Below are 17,294 nucleotides of genomic sequence, written 5' to 3'. Positions count from 1 at the left end.
CCGTCGCTCGTCTCCAGCAGGGTGGTGAGCAGCTCAGCGCCGTGCCGTCGGCGCACCCGCACCGGGTAGGCCCACAGCAGTGCTCTCACGCGGCCTCCCGGACCAGGGGCTCGCGGGCCGACCGGGCCAGGATCGCGGCGACCGCGACGGCGACCAGGCCGAGCAGCGCGTAGAGGTAGGCGTCGGTGAGCTCGTAGGGCAGGTCCCAGGCGCGCACCAGGTCGAAGGTGGCGCCGAAGGTGAGCCCGGAGGTGTGCAGCAGCCCGCCCTGGCCGTTCGGGTCGGTGGCGCCCAGGTAGAACCCCAGCGACATGACGAACAACACCGACGGCACGAGCAGGAGGGCGAGGCCGGTGCTCGCGAGGACCGCGCTGCGCAGGGGGCGCCGGGCGGCCGCGATCCGGTGGCTCAGGGCCATGCCGAGCAGCCAGCCGGCGATCAGGCCGAGCAGCGTGCCCGCGATCGTCAGCGGCAGGTAGCTCGCGGGCCGCGCGGGCCAGCCGGCGAGCTGGACGAACGGCTGCTCGTAGTCGTAGGCGTACACGCTGAGCTCGACGTCGCCGTCCGAGGCCCGGAAGTGCGTGTTGACCAGGATGTTGTCGCTGCCGTCGCCGACGGCCGGGGCCGACACCGTCCAGCCGGCGGCGATCAGTCGCTGCCGGACCTGCTCGGCCGCGGGCCCCGAGGCGGCGCCGGGGGTCAGCGGGAGCTCGGCGTCGAGGTAGTAGCGGCCGCCGTGGGCGTCGGCGCCCGGGCCCAGCGCCTGGTCGGCCAGCACGCGGGCGGACGGCAACTCGGCATAGGCGAAGGTCGCGGCCCAGGACCCGGCCGCGGCACCGAGCGCGCCGCCGGCCACCACGGCGAGGACGGCCAGGACGAGGGCGAACGGCCGCCACTTGACCGGCGGCCGGAAGCGCTCGCCCAGGCCGTCGAGCACGAGCTGCCACCGGTCGCCGCGGCTGGGCCGGTCGCCGGACATGTCCATCAGGGTGGTGATCAGCTCGGCGCCGTGCCGCTCGCGCAGCCGCGCCGGGTAGGCCCACAGCAGTGCGTTCACAGGGCACCGCCCGCCAGCCCGGGACGGCGGCGCAGCTGCACCTCGGCGGCCGTGGCGCGCCGGTGCAGCCGGTCGGCCTGCTCGGTGAGCGCCGTGGCCCCGCTGTCGCTGAGCCGGTAGTAGCGCCGCAGGCGGCCGTCGACCGCCTCCTCCCGCTCGACCTCGATGAGACCCTGGTCGGCGAGGCGGTCGAGCGCCCCGTAGAGCGTGCCGGGGCGCAGCTTCACCTCGCCCTCGGACAGGTCGGCGACGGACTGGATGATCCCGTAACCGTGCAGCGGCTGGGCCGCGAGCGCGGTCAGGATGAGAAAGGTGGGTTCCTGCACGGCGCCCACAGTACGGGCGCCGACATATGACGTCAACCGTAGTATCAGCCGAAGAGCGGCCGCACGAGGAAGTAGACGAGGCAGGAGATCGCCGCGGCCGCGGGGAACGTCGTGACCCACGCGATGATGATGTTGCCGGCCACGTTCCAGCGGACCGCGCTGAGCCGCTTGGTGGCGCCCACGCCCATGATCGCCGAGGTGATCGTGTGGGTGGTCGAGATCGGCGCGTGCAGGACCAGCGCGTTGAAGTAGAGCACCGAGCTCGCCACCATCTCGGCGGCGAAGCCCTCCGCCGGGCCGAGGTCGATGATCTTGCGACCCAGCGTACGGATGATGCGCCAGCCGCCCGCGTAGGTGCCCGCCGCCAGCATCGCCGCCGAGGTCCAGAAGACCCACTGCGGGATGTGCGTGGAGCTGTCCTGGAAACCGCCGGTGTAGAGGGCCAGCACGATGATGCCCATCGTCTTCGCGGCGTCCTGCATGCCGTGGCCGACCGACATGAACGCGGCCGAGACGGTCTGCGCGTGCCGGAAGCCGCGGTTGAGCTTGCCCGGGTTGCCCCGGCGGAAGGCCCACAGCAGCGCGATCATGAAGGCGAAGCCGAGGAGCAGGCCGACCACCGGCGAGACCACCATCGGGATCAGCACCTTGTCGACGATGTTGCCCCACTCGATCGTCGCGTCGGCGGCGAAGAAGGTGGCGCCGACCAGGCCGCCGAAGAGCGCGTGCGACGAGCTGGAGGGCAGCCCGAAATACCAGGTGAAGAGGTTCCAGACGATGGCACCGACGACGCCGGCGAAGACGACGCCGAGGCTTTCCACCCCGCCGGGCAGCTTGACCAGGCCGTCACCGACGGTCTTGGCGACGCCCGCGCCGAAGTGCGCGCCGATGAAGTTGCCGACGGCCGCCATGGCGAGGGCCACCCGCGGCGTCAGGGCACGGGTGCTGATGCTGGTGGCGATGGCGTTCGCCGCATCGTGGAACCCGTTGGTGTAATCGAACGCCATCGCGGCGATGATGACCGCGGTGACGGCGATGAACTCGGGGGACAAGGCCTAGGACTCCTTGACCGTGATGGTCTCGACCGTGTTCGCCACGTGCTCGAAGGCGTCGCAGGCGGCCTCCAGCTCGTCGGCCACCTCCTTCATCTTGAGGACGGTCAGCGCGTCGTACTCCCCGGAGAAGAGCCGGACGAGCAGCATCCGGTACGCCCGGTCGCCGTCGTTCTCGAGCCGGTTGATCTCGATCCAGTACTCCTCGAGGTTCTTCATCGAGCGCAGCCGGGGCATCGCGTCCGCGGTCACCTTGGCCTGCTGGTCGAGCACGTTGACCAGCTCGTGCATCTCGCGGGGCAGCGACGGCAGCTCGGTCAGGCCGTAGAGGTAGAGCAGGTTGCCGACCGCCTCGAGGTGGTCCATGACGTCGTCGAGCTGCGAGCCCAGCGAGTAGATGTCCTCGCGGTCGAACGGCGTGATGAAGGTGGAGTTGATCTTCTTGTAGAGGTCGTGCGTGATCTGGTCGCTGTCGTGCTCGACGTCGGTGAGCCGGTCGCTGACCGACTGCACGTCGACGCCGGGCAGAGCCAGCTCGTTGAGCAGCTCGGTGCCGCGCACGAGGTTCTGGGCTGCCCGGGTGAACAGCTCGTAAAAAGCGCCCTCGACGGGGCGGAAGGAGAACTTCACGGCGCGGACCTCGCTGAAGGGTGGGGCGGATTCGAGGGAATGCTAGGAAACGCCTCCCCCGTTGCCGAGCCCGCCTACCCCCGCTCAACACCAGTTCAGCGCGCGTTCACCTGTTGTTAACCGTGAACCGGATGTTTTGTGGATCTTTCCGGCCGTCGGCGGGGCGGGAGCCGGTCCGGGCCGCCCGGTCGCGCCGGGCGGCGGCGCAGATGACGGGCCAGTCCCGCATGGTCGCAGTCGGCGATGACGTCGACCCCGGCCGCGTCCAGCTCGTCCCACAACGCGCGACGGGCCTGCCGGGAGGCGGACGGCAGGCCGGCGATGCGGACCGTACGCCCGTCCTCGTGCGCCGACCGGACCAGCGCGTGCAGCAGGTGCCGTTCCTCGGCCGGGATCGGCTCGCACCCGTCCCACCCGAACCGCCGGGTCCACTGCTCGCTGATCATGGGCACCAGCCCCGGCGGCGCCGCCTCGTTGCCGATGTCGTCGAAGGTGCCGTCGGCGAAGGCGTACCGCTGGTGCTGTGCTGTCAGCAGGTCGCGGGCGTCGACGATGCCGGAGATCGCGACGGTGACCGCGCCGGGCTCGAGGTGACCGCCGACGCAGCGGCTCAGCAGCGGGGCGTGGTCGCGCAACTGCTGGTCGAGCAGGCGGAAGGCGCGCAGCAGCAGGTCCGGGTCGCGGTTCGGCCCGGTGAACTCCACGACCAGGCGGAACGGCACGCGCTGGTCACGGCACAGCCGGCCGCCACGGGCGTGCGCGCGGCCGAAGAGCGGAGCCAGGACCAGACGGCGCAGCGTACGCCCGGGCTGCGGCGCCCCGGGGCCGAGGTGGAGCTCGCCGTGCGGCCCCGGGCGCACCGGCACGGTCAGTCCGGCCAGGCCCCGGCGCAGAACGTCGGGCAGCGGGTCGGTGGCCTCCGGCCCGGCGAGCGCGTGCCCGGCGGGCAGGTACGGCCGGGGCCGGCGCGCGGCGGCGACCCCCAGGGTGGCCGCCGCGGTGACTCCGGCCACGCCGGCCAGGCCGCTCAGCACGGTCGCCACGTCGTCCGCCACCGCCGACTCCCCCTCGACCTTGGTGAAATGGGGGTGAAATGCCCCATACTGGTCACCACTGTGTCACACGTGACTGTGCCGATCGGGCAATCTCGCGCAGAATTCCCCCATGCCGCCTGTGGCCGTGGACGGGTTCGAGGCCGAGCGATCGCATCTGCTGGCGGTCGCCTACCGCATGCTGGGCAGCCATGCCGAGGCGGAGGACGCGGTGCAGGAGGCCTGGCTGCGCTACGACCGAGCGCGGGCGGGCGGCACCGAGATCCGTGACCTGCGCGGGTGGCTGACCGCGGTCGTCGGCCGCATCGCCCTCGATGTGCTCAAGTCCGCCCGGGTGCGCCGCGAGGCCTATCCGGGGCAGTGGCTGCCCGAGCCGGTCGTGGCCCGGCCGGAGGACGACCCCGCCGAGCAGGTGGCCCGGCGCCAGGAGGTCAGCCTCGCGCTGCTCGTGGTACTCGAGCGGCTCACCCCCGAGCAGCGGGTGGCGGTGGTGCTGCACGACGCCTTCGGGCTGCCCTTCGAGGAGGTGGCCCAGGTGCTCGGCACCAGCGTGGCCGCCACCCGGCAGCACGCCTCGCGGGGGCGCAAGGCGGTGGCCCTCGGTCAGGCCCGGCACACGGCCGACCTAGCCGAGCAGCGCAGGACGCTGGACGCCTTCCTGGCCGCCGCGGCTTCCGGAGACCTCCGGGCGCTCGCCGCGGTGCTGGCCCCCGAGGTGGTCTCGATCAGCGACGGCGGCGGCGTCGCCCAGGCGGCACGCGTCCCCCTGGAGGGCATCGACCGGGTCGCCAAGTTCTGGGCCGGCATCATCTCGCGACGCACGGCGGGCCCGCACTCGGTGCTCCTCGAGCCGCTGCTGGTCAACGGCTCCGCCGGCATCTTCATGCACGGCACCGACTCGACCGGACACCGGGTGCGCGCGCTGCTCTCCGCGACCGTCGCCGACGGCCGCATCACCGCGATCTACTGCCAGCTCAACCCGGCCAAGCTGGGCTCACTCGCCGACGGCTGACAGCCATTTCCGGTACGCGGCGGCGAACGGCTCGGTCCCGTCCCCCAGCGCCGTGAGCAGCCGGGCCGCCGCGGCGCGCGCCTCGGTGACCACGTCCTCGGGGTAGCCGAAGCTCACCCGGTGCTCCTCGAACTCGTCCTCGTCCCGCAGCTCGATCAGCCCGGAGTCCCGCCGGCGCGACACGTCGAGGTCGAGGTCGATGATGTGGACCGTGTCACCCTCCCAGCGCGCCGGGGTGGTGATGTCGCAGTAGACCTCGCTGGTCCGCGGCGGCGGGTTGAACATGCCCGTCCACCAGGCCCGGTGCGGGATCAGCAGCACGAAGGGGATCTGCTCCACCGACGGGCGGCCGTGGTAGACCGACGCCGTGCCCCTGGTCACACCCACCCACACGCCCAGGTCGTCCTCGTTCAGGCGACGGGCCGGATAGTCCCGGTGAGCAGCACCGTTGTACTTGGTGTAGACCACCCGGACCATGTCGCTCGGCATGACAAGACCCTAACGGTGCGACGGATCTGTCGGTGGTGACGGGTACGGTCTTGGCGTGACCGCCCCCGCCAAGTCCCGCCGCAAGGGTGCTACCGCCAAGGACCTGCTCGCCGCCGCCGTCGGTGCGGTGCCCGGCGGAGCCACCCGCCCCGGCCAGGAGCAGATGGCCGCCGCGATCGAGCACGCCGTCAAGGAGCGGGAGCATCTGCTGGTCCAGGCCGGCACCGGCACCGGCAAGTCGCTGGCCTATCTCGCGCCGGCCCTGCTCGTCGACGGCCCCGCCGTGATCTCCACGGCCACCCTCGCGCTGCAGCACCAGCTCGTCGAGCGCGACCTGCCGCGGCTCGCCGAGGCGGTCGAGCCGGTGCTGGGCCGCAAGCCGACCTATGCCGTGCTCAAGGGCCGCCACCACTACCTGTGCGTGGCCAAGCTCGAGCACGCCGACGAGGAGACGCCGACCGACACGCTCTTCGACGACTCGCCGCCCCGGGCGACCCAGTGGCTGGGCGAGGCCGGGCGGCTCGGCAAGCAGATCATGCGCATCCGCGACTGGTCGGAGAAGACGCAGACCGGCGACCGCGACGAGCTCGACCCCGGCGTCGACGACACGGCGTGGCGGCAGGTCTCCACGCCCGCGCGCGACTGCGTGGGGGCGACCAAGTGTCCGTACGGGCAGGAGTGCTTCGCCGAGGCCTCCCGCGCCCGCGCCCGCGAGGCCGACATCGTGGTGACCAACCACAGCCTGCTCGCGGTCGACATGCTGGCCGGGCGCCACATCGTCCCGCCGCACAAGCTGCTGATCGTCGACGAGGCCCACGAGCTGGCCGACCGGGTCTCCTCGGCGGCGCAGGCCGAGCTCACCCCGGAGCACGTCGAGCGCACCGCCAAGCGGGCCCGCACCCTGATCCCGCAGGACGTCGCCGAGTCCCTCGCCGAGGCCGCCGACTCGCTCACCGTCGGCCTGGCCGACCTGCCCGCCGGCCGCCTCACCACCGGCCTGCCCACCCCGCTGCACCAGGCGCTGCTGCTGCTCGACACGGCCACCCGCGCCGCCCTCACCGCGATCGGCGACATCAAGGCCGACGACCCCGACCCGGTCCGCAAGCAGCAGGCCAAGGCGTCCCTCGACGAGATCTCCGAGACCGCCCAGCGCCTGCTCGAGGAGTCCGACTTCGACGTCGCCTGGATCGAGAAGAGCGACATCGGCGCCGGCCGCCGCGCCGTCGTGGTCGCCCCGCTGTCGGTCGCCGGCACGCTCGGCACCCACCTCTACGACGAGCGCACGGTCGTCGCCACCTCGGCCACCCTGACGCTGGGCGGCCGCTTCGACACCGTCGCCCGGGCGCTCGGCCTGCCCGCCGCCACGCCGGGCCCCGTCCCCGCCGCCCGCACCGACGCCGACGCCGCGCCCACCTCCGGCGACGGCTGGACCTCCCTCGACGTGGGCTCGCCGTTCGACTATCCGAAGCAGGGCATCCTCTACGTCGCGGCGCATCTCCCGCGCCCCGCCGCCTCGGGGCTGCCGGCGCAGGCGGGCGAGGAGCTGGTCAAGCTCGTCGAGGCGCTCGGCGGGCGCACCCTCGGGCTCTTCTCCTCCCGCCGGGCCGCGACCCAGGCGGCCGAGCTGTTGCGCAGCCGCACCGACCTGCCGATCCTCCTGCAGGGCGAGGAGACGCTGCCGATCCTGGTCCGCAAGTTCAAGGAGCAGAGGGAGAGCTGCCTGTTCGGCGTCATGTCCCTCTGGCAGGGCGTCGACGTCCCCGGCGACTCCTGCCAGCTCGTCGTGATCGACCGTCTGCCCTTCCCCCGCCCCGACGAGCCCCTGGCCGCCGCCCGCGCCGCCGCGGTCGACTCCACCGGCGGCTCCGGCTTCGCCTCGGTCAGCGTCCCGATCGCCGCCATCCGGCTGGCACAGGGCGTCGGCCGCCTCATCCGCTCGACCGGCGACAAGGGCGTGGTCGCGGTGCTCGACTCGCGGCTGGAGACGGCCCGGGGCTACGGCGCCTTCCTGCGCAATTCGCTGCCCCCGTTCTGGTACACGACGCGCACGGAGGTGGCGATCGGCGCCCTGCAACGCCTCGCGAAAAGCTGACCCCGCCCGCCGCCTCGCGAAAAGCTGACCCCGCGCGCCGCCTCGCAAAAGCTGACGTCGAGCATCCCGCAGCGGCGCCCCGCGGCGTCCGGCGAGAAGCCTGGGCCCCGGAGAGCCGTCAGCCGAAGAGTGCCTTGCGCCCGTCGGCGATCTGCTTCGGGAGCGAGTGCAGGTTCGCGACCAGCGGATAGTCGCTGAGGCTCATGTTCGACCACGGCTTGGTCACGCCGATGACCGCGACCGCCGTGCCGGCCAGCAGCAGGAGCGCGAAGAGCACCTTCAGCGTCACATGGCTGTCCAGCACCGGGTAGAGGAAGAACAGCAGCAGCGGCAGGAGCGGGACGAACCAGCGGATGCTGTAGCTCCAGCCGCTGTAGTTGTTCGAGAAGAGCAGGTAGTACGCCACGATGACGACGGTCACGACGCCGGCGACCGCGGCCTCGCGGGCGAACGGCCGCCTCCTGACGAGCTCCCGCACCGCCAAGGGGATCGCCAGCCACATCAGCGGGTTGTAGAGCAGGAAGCCACGCGAGCCGATCAGGGCCGTGAAGGCGTACTCGGCGAGGAACCTGCCGCTGTTCGCCCCGCCGCCGGTGAGCTCCTCGGGCGTCCAGGGCGTGCCGGGCCAGGCGAAGTAGTCGGCGACCAGCTGCACCGGGACCAGGCTGCCGGAGATCGAGTAGTTGACCACCAGTGCCGGGGCGGCGGTCACCACCAGCGGCAGCAGGTACCAGCCGGCGTTGCGGCGCAGGGTGCGCTGGGCCAGCACGTACAGGAAGAAGCAGCCGTAGACCGCGAAGATGGGCACGTCGGTGCCGCCGCACAGCGAGAAGAACAGGCCGGCGACGAAGAGGCTGCGCCCGACGTGGAAGCCGTGCCGCGCGCGCAGCATGAAGAAGAAGCCGATCGCCACCCAGGACGCGGCCAGCGAGTGGTTGTTGAACGTCGCCGACCAGGTGAAGTAGAGCGATCCGACGCCCAGGGCCAGGGTCAGCCAGAGCCGCTTGCGGTCGGCCAGCGGCGTGTAGCCGAGCGATTTGTAGAAGGCGATCAGGCCGGCCAGCCAGAAGACCTTCACGGTGAGCAGCGTGATCAGGTAGTAGGCGACGTTCCACCCGTACGCGAGCTCGAAACCCAGCGCGTGGATCGGGTAGTAGACGACCGCGCCGATGAGCGCCGGGCCGGCCAGCTTGTCGGAGTAGTAGTGCCCGTCGACGAGCACCTTGTCGCCGGTGGGCAGGAACACCGTCCGGTCGATCGAGAAGGTGTGGTGCTCGACGATGGCCTGGATGGTGGCCATCCGGCTGGCGTCGCTCCAGCTGTTCACCGTCGGCAGCACGCTCAGCAGGCCGAGGACCGCCAGACCCAGGAAGACCCACCACGCTGTACGGGAGATCCGCGCGGGCCGTCCGGGCTCGTCGCCCCGCACGGTGTCCGCCGGGGTGGTCTCGTCCCGGTCCGGGGCGTAGGTGTGCTCGGTGGTCATCCCTGTCCAGTCTCCGCCTCGGCCGTCGACCGGCCGTCGTCACCCGGTTGCTCTCCCGTCACGAGAGCGCCAAACCGTATCACTGGCCGGTGCGGCAGCTAAGGGTGAAGCTCCCCGCCGGCGGTGACCACCACCGCGCTGGGCGGGACCTCGGGACGGCGGCGGGCGAGGCGGCGGACGCCGGTGTTGAGGACGGCGATCAGCGGCACCGCCACCAGGGCGCCGATGATCCCGGCCAGGACGACGCCGGAGGCGATGCCCACGATGACCACCAGGGGGTGGATGGCGACCGCCCGGCCCATGATGAGCGGCTGCAGGATGTGCCCCTCGACCTGCTGGACCAGGATGACCGCGCCCAGGACGATGAGGGCGACGATCCAGCCCTGGGCGACCAGCGCCACGAGGACGGCGACGGCGCCCGACACGCTCGCGCCGACGATCGGGACGAAGGCGCCGAGGAAGACCAGGGCGGCCAGCGGGAAGGCGAACGGGACGTCGAGGATCACCAGGGCGAGGCCGATGCCGGTGGCGTCGATGATCGCGACGAGCACCGTGGCGCGGACGTAGGCGCCGAGCGTGGCCCAGGACGCGTCGCCGGCGTCGGCGAGGCTCCAGCGGGCGTTGACCGGGAAGAGGCGGACCAGGAAGCGCCAGATCTTGCGCCCGTCGCGGAGGAAGAAGAACGTCGCGAAGAGCACCAGCACCGCGCCGGTGAGCAGCTCGAAGACCGTGGCGGCGGTGGCGAAGCCGGTGGCGGTCAGCGACGAGGTGTTGGAGTTGACCCATTCCTGGGCCGAGTCGATGGCCTGGTCGACCTGGGCGTCGGAGAGGTGCAGCGGGCCGGTGCGCGCCCAGTCCTGGATCTGCCGGATGCCCTTGGTGGCGCTCGCGGTCAGCTGCGGCAGCCCGTCGATGAACTGGGTGACCACCGCGGTCAGCGTCCCGGCCACGGCGCCCAGCCCGCAGATGAGCACCAGGAAGGTGGCCAGCGAGGGCGGCAGCTTGGCCTTCAGCAGCCAGCTGACGGCGGGTGAGAGCAGCGCCGAGAGCAGCAGCGCGATGGCCAGCGGGACGACCACGACGCTGATGATGCCGATGAAGCGCAGCAGCACCCAGCCGACCACGCCCACCACGATGAGCCGCCACGACCAGGCCGCCGCGATGCGCAACGGGTGCGGCACCTCGGCGTCGTCGCGGCTGGCGGTGGAGTGGTGCTCGAGGGTCGGCTCCGGCGCCGGCGGCTCGAACTCCGCCTCGGCCTCCTCGGCCGGGCGCTCGCTCTCGACGCGGGCGAGGCGCACCGAGTCACGACCCGTCTCGTAGGCCCTGCGCAGGTTCGCCCGGACCCGTTGCAAGCGGCTCAACCGCCAACCCCCTTGCCGTAGTCGCCGCGACCACCCGAAGGGCCGGTCCCGCCGACCGACCCCTGGGGTCTGTCCCGTGGACAGACCCTAGTCGAGACCGGCACACGAAGCCGTGAGGCGCAGGCGTACCGTCCCTTTCGTGAGCACCGACACCCGCACCGAGGCCGGTCTGCCGATCCGCATGCTGCACGACCGCGTTCTCGTCCGGCAGGACGGCGGCGAGGGCGAACGCCGCTCCAGCGCCGGCATCGTCATCCCCGCCACTGCTTCCATGGGCCGCCGGCTCTCCTGGGCCAAGGCCGTCGGCGTGGGCCCCAACGTGCGGTCCATCGTCGTGGGCGACCGGGTGCTGTTCGACCCCGAGGACCGCTCCGAGGTCGAGCTGCACGGCAAGGAGTACGTGCTCCTGCGCGAGCGGGACGTGCACGCGGTCGCCGCCAGCCGGGTCGAGTCGGACGGCACCGGCCTCTACCTGTAGTAGGGGCCGCCGTAATAGGGGGGCAGGAGCACGGGCACCGGAACCACGGGCTCCGGCGGCGCTCCGACCTGCCGCACCGATCCGTCGGGGAAGCGGAGGCTGTAGGACGTCCCGTTCCAGAAGGCGCCCGGCGCCTGCGGATCGCGGCCGACGAAGACCGACCGGTAGCCGGAGATGTCGCTGAGCAGCTTCCGCTCCTCCTCCCGGGCCCGTTCCGCCTCCTGCGGCGTGCGGACGAGCCCGCGCTGCATGCCGTCGCGCAGCAGGGCCAGCTGGGTGCCGGCGAGCTGGAAGGCGCGCATGGCCCGGAGCCCCGGATCGCCGGCGACCCGCTTCGCCCACCGGCGCGCCGAGTGCCGGCGGCCGAGGGTGCCCAGCGTCGCCACCTCGGGCGGGGACAGCCAGCCCGCCCGGACGTACTGCGGCAGGATCCGCTCGCTGAGCCGCCCCTCGTAACCGCGCAACGCGATGGCGAACCCCAGCACCGCGAAGAAGAACGGCACCATGAAGCCGAGGTAGCCGTACAGCATGATCAAGGTCTCGCCGGTCGCCACGGACAGCGTCGGCAGCAGGTTGAACGTGCCGTGCAGGATCATCGCCATCAGCAGGCCGGCGATCGGGGCCAGCCAGCGCACCCGGCGGTCCGCCGAGCGGGCGGCGATGCCCAGGCCGATGCCGGTCATCGAGGTGAAGAGCGGGTGCGCGAAGCCGGTGAAGAGGATCCGCACGATGAAGATCAGGAAGACGTTCTGGATGCCGGTGGCCGGGCCGTACTGGTCGGCGCCCGCGGCATAGCCGTGGCCGCCCAGGTAGAGCACGTTCTCCACCATCGCGAAGCCGAGCGCGGAGAGCCCGCAGTAGACGATGCCGTCGGTGATGCCGGACCACTCGCGGCGGCGCCGCCAGAAGAGCAGGATCGGGCCGAGCGCCTTCATCGACTCCTCGATGAAGGGCGCGACGATCACCGCCACGAGGGCCTCGGGCAGCCCCCACTTGTCGAAGAGCCACGCGGCCCCGCTGTTCACCCCGATCGCGACCAGGGTGGCCACGGCCGCGCCCCAGGTGAAGCAGAAGACGAGATAGCGGATGGGCTCGGGCTCGTAGCGGTCGAGCCACAGGAAGCACGAGACCAGGACGGGCACCGGCAGCATCGCGGCGACCAGGCCGATGGCCAGCCCGGTCGGGCCGTTGCTGAAGCCGAGGATGATCAGCATCGCGATCGAGCACGCGGCGATGAACGCGATGATGCCGGTCAGCGGCAGCCAGCGCCGCCAGCCCGAGCGCCGGTCCGGCAGCGGCGGCGGCTCGGGAGCCGGAGTCAGCTGCGGCGCCGGGGAAGCGGGCGGCGCCGACGTCGTCGTGCCAGCGGGCGAAGCGTCGTCGGCCATGCAACCAGCGTAGTCACCCGGGCACCGGACCGCGGCCCCGGGAAGATCAAAGAGTGCGGCGCCGCGACCGCGGCCGGGCGTGCCACCCGGCCGCCCGCCGGGTCAGCCGCGGCGCCTCCGCATACTCCACGCCCGTCGCCCGCAGCAGGTCCGTGACGGTGGTCCGGACCTGCGCCACCACGACGCCACCGGAGAAACCCACCCCGTCCCGGTACGCCTGTCCGCCCTCCGCCGCCGCCCGCAGCGCCCGCTCCCGGGTCGCCTCGGGCTCCACGCCCCGCGCCCACTCCTGCCGGAGCAGGTCCACCGCGTCGGCGAGCAGCTCGATCGACGTGGGCAGGACGGCCGGGATCGGCTCCTTGTCGTCCAGTGCGGTCATCATCCGGCGGGCGAGGACCCGGATGTTGCGCAGCGCGTACGTGAGGTGGGGCGCCCCCTCGACGTACTGGCTGAGGGCGCCGCGGGAGCGCCACCGGGCGGGCGCGATCGCGATGTTCTCACTGGCCGCCGCGGCCGCCTGGGCGAGCGCCGTGAAGTTGCTCTCCGCCGACCGCAGCCGGGCCAGCCCCGCGCCCACGTCGCCGGAGGAGCCGGCCGCCGCGCCCTTGGCCACCACGCGGAGGCCGGCGGCGAGTTCCTCCAGGGCGGGGTCGGCTGCCCGGCGTACGACGGAAAGGGGGTTGAGCGGCAGCAACAGCGACATGACCACCAGGCCGACGCCCCCGCCGACCAGGGCGTCGAAGAAGCGGGTCCAGGGCAGGCCGGTCGCCGAGGTGAGCGTGGCGACCAGCACCGCGGACGACGCGGACTGCACGACCAGCGGGGTGCCGCCGCCGACCGCGGCCGCCGTGACGATGGCGAGCAGGACCACCAGGCCGATCTGCCACGGCCCGGAGCCGATGAGCAGGATGATCGCGTCGCCGATGCCGATGCCGATGGCCACGCCGAGGACCAGCTCGGCCGTGCGCCGGGCGCGCTGCCCGACCGAGGATGCCAGCGTGATCACGGCGGCGATCGGGGCGAAGAACGGGTTGGGCCGGCCGATCACGTCGTGCGCGAGGAACCAGGCGATGCCCGCCCCGAGCCCGGCCTGCAGCGCCAGCACGAAGGCGCCGCGCACCCGGGCCCAGCCGGCCGCCGCCCCGGACCGCGACCGGCTGTGCAACTGGGCCAGCGCGGCTGCGAGCCCTCGGTCCGTCATAGATCAGACCCTAGGCTAGTTGCCGTGACATCTCTTGGAGACCGATTCGTGGGCGCGGCACGAGGGGCCGGCGCCACCGCGGACGAGGCGGACCTGGCCGCCGCCGGCGCCTACCTGCTGAGCCGCTGGTCCGAGCCGCAGCGGAAGTACCACGACGTGAGCCACCTCACCGCCGTGCTGGACCTCGTCGACGAGCACGCCGGCCTGGCCCGGCACGCCGACCGGGTCCGGCTGGCCACGTGGATGCACGACGCCGTCTACGACCCCCGGGCGCTGGGCGACGCCAACGAGCGGGACAGCGCGGAGTTCGCCGAGGGGCTGCTCGCGACGCTCGGCACGCCCGCGGAGGTCGCCGCCGAGGTGGCCCGCCTGGTGAGCCTGACCGCCGGGCACGCGACCGGCGACGACGACCCGGACGGCGAGCTGCTGTGCGACGCCGACCTGGCCATCCTCGCGGCGGAGCCGGAGCGCTACGCGGCCTACACGGAGGCGATCCGCCGCGAGTACGCCCACGTGCCCGACGACACCTTCCGGGCCGCCCGCGCCCAGGTGCTGGTCTCGCTGCTCGAGCTGCCCGCCATCTACCGCAACGAGCCGCTGCGCGAGCGCTGGGAAGCCCGGGCCCGCGAGAACCTCGAGCAGGAGTTGCGCAAGCTAGCGGCGGGCTGACAGGTGCTTCGGGCGGCGCAGCCCGGCCGCCCGCAGCCGCGCCGCGATCTCCCGCGACGGCACCAGGGTCGCCCCGAGCCACAGCGCCGTCGCGAAGCGGGTCTCCGGGATGTCGTAGTGGTCGCGGTCGAAACCGCGCCGGGGCGCTCCCAGCATCTCCGCGAAGGCGTGCAGCTCGGCGAACGAGACGTCGCTGACCAGGTGGGACCAGAGCAGGCCCCGGGCCGGCCAGCGTGGCAGGTCGACCAGGATCACCGATCGCTCTCGAAGGCGGCCAGATCCGGTCCGGCCAGCCCCGTGGCGTACGCGTCGGGGTCGTTCAGCTCCTGCAGGCCCGGGTCGGGCAGCACGACCGACGGGCTGCGGTCGGCCGCATAGCCGCGCACGTCCGAGGCGCCGAGGCGGGCGGCGTCGGCGGTGAGGTCGTCGGGCATCTTCTGCGACTGCCGCTCCGCCTCGACCCGGGCCAGGTAGTGCTCGACCTCCCGGTCGCGCACGGCGTCGTCCCACTCGAGGACCTTGGCCATGATCGTGGCGGCGTGCCGGGCGGTCTCCGAGCCGCGGTGGGCGGTCTCGAACGAGATGCGGGTGCGCCGGGTCAGCACATCGTCCAGGTGCAGGGCGCCCTCGGCCGCGGCCGCGTACGCCACCTCGGCGGCCAGGTATTCCGGCGCCCCGGCCAGCGGCGCCGCCAGCTCCGGGTCGGCCTCCATGAGCGCGAGCAGATGCCCGGTCAGCGTGCCGTAGCGCTCCAGCAGATGCTCGATGACGCCGGTGGTGACCCCGTGGCGGCGCGCGGCGTCCTGCCGGTCACGCCACGCGGCGGCATAGCCGTCGGCGCCCAGCAGCGGCAACTCCGCCGTCCGGGACGGTGCCTCGCTGCCGAGCCGGCGGGCCGCGAGGTTGATGACGTCGGCGGCCATGACCCGGTACGTCGTGTACTTCCCGCCGGCCACGAGCAGCAGGCCCAGCATGGGCTCCACGACGGCGTGCTCGCGGGAGAGCTTCGACGTCGAGTCCGCCTCGCCGGAGAGCAGCGGGCGCAGCCCGGCGTAGACGCCCTCGATGTCGTCGGTGGTGAGCGGCCGCTCGAGCACCGTGTTGACCTGGTCGAGCAGGTAGCGGATGTCGCGGGCGGACGCGGCGGGGTGCGAGCGGTCGAGCTCCCAGTCGGTGTCGGTGGTGCCGATGATCCAGTGGCCGCCCCACGGGATGACGAAGAGCACCGACGTGGCGGTGCGCAGGATCAGGCCGGCGTCGCCGGTGATCGCCGAGCGGGGAACCACGAGGTGCACGCCCTTGGACGCGCGCACGCGCAGGCCCGGGCGCACGCCGACGTCGTCGAGCATGCGGGACATGTCGTCGCTCCACACGCCGGTGGCGGCGACGACCTGCCGGGCGCGGACCTCGAACTCGGGCGCGCCGGGCGACTCGAGGTCACGGACGCGCACGCCCACGACCTGCCGCGCCTCGCGCAGGAAGCCGGTGACCCGGGCGCTGGTGACCACGGCCGCGCCGAGGCTGGCCGCCGTGCGGGCCAGGTTGACCACGAGCCGGGCGTCGTCGACCTGCCCGTCGTAGTAGCGGATGGCGCCGGTGATCTTGTCGGCCCGCAGGCTCGGGAAGAGATGGCGGGCGCCGTCGCGGGTCAGGTGCCGGTGCAGCGGCATGCCCCGGCCCTTGCCGAACACCCCGGCGAAGACGTCGTAGGCCGCGACGCCCAGCCCGTAGTAGAGCCGGTGCCACACGCGGGCCGGCGGGGCGGCGGGCTCCAGCGGCACCAGGATCGGCACCGGGCGCACCAGGTGCGGCGCGATGCGGCTGGTCAGCAACCCGCGCTCCTGCAGCGCCTCGTGCACCAGGTGCAGCTCCAGCTGCTCCAGATAGCGCAGGCCGCCGTGGATGAGCTTGCTGGACCGGCTGGACGTGCCGGACGCCAGGTCACGGGCCTCGACCAGCGCGACTTTCAGGCCGCGCGACGCGGCGTCGAGGGCCGCGCCCGCACCGGTGACGCCGCCACCGATGACGAGGACGTCGAACTGCTCGTCACGCAGCCGCTGGAGGTCGGCCGCACGGCGGATCGGGGAGAGCCGCCCGGCCGCATACCGGGATTCCGAGGGATTGCGCACGCCCCCACCGTAGCGCCGGTCGGCGACCCTCAGCTCGTGACATTCGTCAGCATTTCCCGCACCGACCCGGCCGGATCGGTCACCGGGAACTGCACGGTGCGGATCACGGCTCCCCCATCGACCAGCAGGGTCAGCCGCTTGAAGCGCTCGGTGCCCCCGGCGCGGAAGGTCGGCAGCCGCAGCCCCGCGGCCAGCTTGCCGTCCTCGTCCGAGAGCAGGGGAAAGGGCAGCTCCGCGTACGCCGCGAACGCCGCCAGCTCGTCCGCGCGCTGGGTGCTCACGCCCCGCACCGCAACGCCGTGCGCCGCGAAGTCGGCAGCGCGCGCCGCATAGGTCCGCGCCTCCAGCGTGCAGCCCGCGGCGCCCGGGATGTCCCCGTAGCCGGGCGGATAGCCCCGGCGATCCTCCGGCGCATAGGCCCCGGGGAAGAAGAACAGCACCGTCGGCTGCTCCACGGTCAGCCCGGGCACCGCCCGCCCCACGAGGTCGTGCACCCGGCGGATCTCCTCGGGGCCGGCCTCGGCCGTCAGCGAGCCGTCGCCCATCACGTGCCGCGTGCCCCAGTCCTGCAGCGCGATGAGCACCGGCAGCAGCCCCTCGCCCTTCTCCGTGAGCACGTAGTCGTAGCGCGGCGGATGCTCCGAGTACGCCTCCCGCCGCAGCACGCCGTCGTCGACGAGCGCGCCCAGCCGCTCGGTCAGCGCCCGCCGGCTCATGCCCAGCGCCCGCTGCAGCGCGTCGAAGCGGGTCACGCCCCCGGCGATGTCGCGCACGACCAGGAACGTCCACCAGTCGCTGAGCACCCCGACCGCCTGCGCGATCCCGCAGTCCGCATCCGCCAGGTCGACTCTCCGCACGCTCGTCAGTAT

General features: G+C 73.0%; 17 protein-coding genes. 4 read left to right on the top strand and 13 right to left on the bottom strand.

The annotated features are described in order from the left end of the window. Positions 1-85: 85 nt before the first annotated feature. The 5 genes from RBH18_RS01475 to RBH18_RS01455 form a co-directional block, all read right to left on the bottom strand. Positions 86-1,057 carry a hypothetical protein gene (locus tag RBH18_RS01475; protein ID WP_306203971.1) on the bottom strand — a complete coding sequence of 324 codons (972 nt, stop codon included), beginning with the start codon at positions 1,055-1,057 and terminating at the stop codon, positions 86-88. Next, the gene (locus RBH18_RS01470; protein WP_305784809.1) at positions 1,054-1,383 is read right to left on the bottom strand and encodes a PadR family transcriptional regulator; all 330 of its coding nucleotides are present in this window, start codon (positions 1,381-1,383) and stop codon (positions 1,054-1,056) included. Before RBH18_RS01470 ends, RBH18_RS01475 begins: the two co-directional genes overlap by 4 nt. 44 nt (positions 1,384-1,427) lie before the next feature. Further along, positions 1,428-2,435, bottom strand: coding sequence for an inorganic phosphate transporter (locus tag RBH18_RS01465; RefSeq protein WP_306203970.1), 1,008 nt, complete (start codon positions 2,433-2,435; stop codon positions 1,428-1,430). A 3-nt stretch (positions 2,436-2,438) separates the two neighbouring features. After that, complete coding sequence (locus RBH18_RS01460; RefSeq protein WP_305784807.1) at positions 2,439-3,065, bottom strand: DUF47 domain-containing protein; 627 nt, start codon at positions 3,063-3,065, stop codon at positions 2,439-2,441. Between the two features lie 116 nt (positions 3,066-3,181). Further along, complete coding sequence (locus tag RBH18_RS01455) at positions 3,182-4,120, bottom strand: PI-PLC domain-containing protein (RefSeq protein ID WP_306203969.1); 939 nt, start codon at positions 4,118-4,120, stop codon at positions 3,182-3,184. Between the two features lie 109 nt (positions 4,121-4,229). On the opposite strand from RBH18_RS01455, the gene sigJ reads away from it, so the two are divergent. Further along, positions 4,230-5,129, top strand: coding sequence for an RNA polymerase sigma factor SigJ (gene sigJ / locus RBH18_RS01450; protein ID WP_306203968.1), 900 nt, complete (start codon positions 4,230-4,232; stop codon positions 5,127-5,129). Here the strand turns inward: sigJ and RBH18_RS01445 are convergent. Then, the gene (locus RBH18_RS01445) at positions 5,112-5,618 is read right to left on the bottom strand and encodes a DUF402 domain-containing protein (RefSeq protein WP_306203967.1); all 507 of its coding nucleotides are present in this window, start codon (positions 5,616-5,618) and stop codon (positions 5,112-5,114) included. The two genes, sigJ and RBH18_RS01445, sit on opposite strands and share 18 nt — an antisense overlap. Before the next feature lie 163 nt (positions 5,619-5,781). Here RBH18_RS01445 and RBH18_RS01440 point away from each other — a divergent pair, with 163 nt between their 5' ends. Beyond that, the gene (locus RBH18_RS01440; protein WP_306204034.1) at positions 5,782-7,710 is read left to right on the top strand and encodes an ATP-dependent DNA helicase; all 1,929 of its coding nucleotides are present in this window, start codon (positions 5,782-5,784) and stop codon (positions 7,708-7,710) included. A 118-nt stretch (positions 7,711-7,828) separates the two neighbouring features. Here the strand turns inward: RBH18_RS01440 and RBH18_RS01435 are convergent, their stop codons facing one another. Both RBH18_RS01435 and RBH18_RS01430 read right to left on the bottom strand, forming a co-directional pair. After that, entirely contained in the window at positions 7,829-9,196 is a 1,368-nt protein-coding gene (locus tag RBH18_RS01435) for a hypothetical protein (RefSeq protein ID WP_306203966.1), read from the bottom strand. A gap of 98 nt (positions 9,197-9,294) precedes the next feature. After that, positions 9,295-10,551, bottom strand: a complete 1,257-nt coding sequence (locus tag RBH18_RS01430) for an AI-2E family transporter (protein WP_456237622.1) — start codon at positions 10,549-10,551, stop codon at positions 9,295-9,297. 190 nt (positions 10,552-10,741) lie between these two features. On the opposite strand from RBH18_RS01430, the gene RBH18_RS01425 reads away from it, so the two are divergent. After that, on the top strand, positions 10,742-11,038 hold the full coding sequence (locus RBH18_RS01425) for a GroES family chaperonin (RefSeq protein WP_306204033.1): 297 nt from the start codon (positions 10,742-10,744) through the stop codon (positions 11,036-11,038). Here the strand turns inward: RBH18_RS01425 and RBH18_RS01420 are convergent. Together RBH18_RS01420 and RBH18_RS01415 are read right to left on the bottom strand one after the other, a co-directional pair. Beyond that, a complete protein-coding gene (locus tag RBH18_RS01420) occupies positions 11,029-12,426 on the bottom strand; it encodes a PrsW family intramembrane metalloprotease (RefSeq protein WP_306203964.1) in 1,398 nt (465 codons plus the stop codon). The two genes, RBH18_RS01425 and RBH18_RS01420, sit on opposite strands and share 10 nt — an antisense overlap. Positions 12,427-12,472: 46 nt before the next feature. Beyond that, the gene (locus RBH18_RS01415) at positions 12,473-13,627 is read right to left on the bottom strand and encodes an FUSC family protein (protein WP_306203963.1); all 1,155 of its coding nucleotides are present in this window, start codon (positions 13,625-13,627) and stop codon (positions 12,473-12,475) included. A gap of 24 nt (positions 13,628-13,651) precedes the next feature. Between RBH18_RS01415 and RBH18_RS01410 the strand changes: the two genes are divergently transcribed. After that, positions 13,652-14,296, top strand: a complete 645-nt coding sequence (locus RBH18_RS01410) for an HD domain-containing protein (RefSeq protein ID WP_306203962.1) — start codon at positions 13,652-13,654, stop codon at positions 14,294-14,296. Here RBH18_RS01410 and RBH18_RS01405 read toward each other — a convergent pair. From RBH18_RS01405 to RBH18_RS01395, 3 genes are read right to left on the bottom strand one after another with little or no spacing between them, the layout of a single operon-like run. Further along, the gene (locus RBH18_RS01405; protein WP_306203961.1) at positions 14,282-14,551 is read right to left on the bottom strand and encodes a DUF4031 domain-containing protein; all 270 of its coding nucleotides are present in this window, start codon (positions 14,549-14,551) and stop codon (positions 14,282-14,284) included. The two genes, RBH18_RS01410 and RBH18_RS01405, sit on opposite strands and share 15 nt — an antisense overlap. Next, positions 14,548-16,425: a glycerol-3-phosphate dehydrogenase/oxidase gene (locus RBH18_RS01400; RefSeq protein WP_306203960.1), complete on the bottom strand. Its 1,878-nt coding sequence runs from the start codon at positions 16,423-16,425 to the stop codon at positions 14,548-14,550. Before RBH18_RS01400 ends, RBH18_RS01405 begins: the two co-directional genes overlap by 4 nt. 29 nt (positions 16,426-16,454) lie before the next feature. Further along, positions 16,455-17,282 carry a winged helix-turn-helix transcriptional regulator gene (locus tag RBH18_RS01395; RefSeq protein ID WP_306203959.1) on the bottom strand — a complete coding sequence of 276 codons (828 nt, stop codon included), beginning with the start codon at positions 17,280-17,282 and terminating at the stop codon, positions 16,455-16,457. Between the last annotated feature and the right edge of the window lie 12 nt (positions 17,283-17,294).

The organism is Actinoplanes oryzae (assembly GCF_030757795.1).
GTDB lineage: Bacteria > Actinomycetota > Actinomycetes > Mycobacteriales > Micromonosporaceae > Actinoplanes.
Note: the sequence above shows the minus strand (reverse complement) of the source record. Positions and strands in the feature narration are given on the sequence as shown.

Bases quoted from the DNA above. Each gene is read 5' to 3' on its own strand.
- RBH18_RS01425 (WP_306204033.1), top strand. From the start codon at position 10,742: ATGCTGCACGACCGCGTTCTCGTCCGGCAGGACGGCGGCGAGGGCGAA.
- RBH18_RS01435 (WP_306203966.1), bottom strand. From the start codon at position 9,196: ATGACCACCGAGCACACCTACGCCCCGGACCGGGACGAGACCACCCCG.
- RBH18_RS01415 (WP_306203963.1), bottom strand. From the start codon at position 13,627: ATGACGGACCGAGGGCTCGCAGCCGCGCTGGCCCAGTTGCACAGCCGG.
- sigJ (WP_306203968.1), top strand. From the start codon at position 4,230: ATGCCGCCTGTGGCCGTGGACGGGTTCGAGGCCGAGCGATCGCATCTG.
- RBH18_RS01445 (WP_306203967.1), bottom strand. From the start codon at position 5,618: ATGCCGAGCGACATGGTCCGGGTGGTCTACACCAAGTACAACGGTGCT.
- RBH18_RS01420 (WP_306203964.1), bottom strand. From the start codon at position 12,426: ATGGCCGACGACGCTTCGCCCGCTGGCACGACGACGTCGGCGCCGCCC.
- RBH18_RS01440 (WP_306204034.1), top strand. From the start codon at position 5,782: ATGGCCGCCGCGATCGAGCACGCCGTCAAGGAGCGGGAGCATCTGCTG.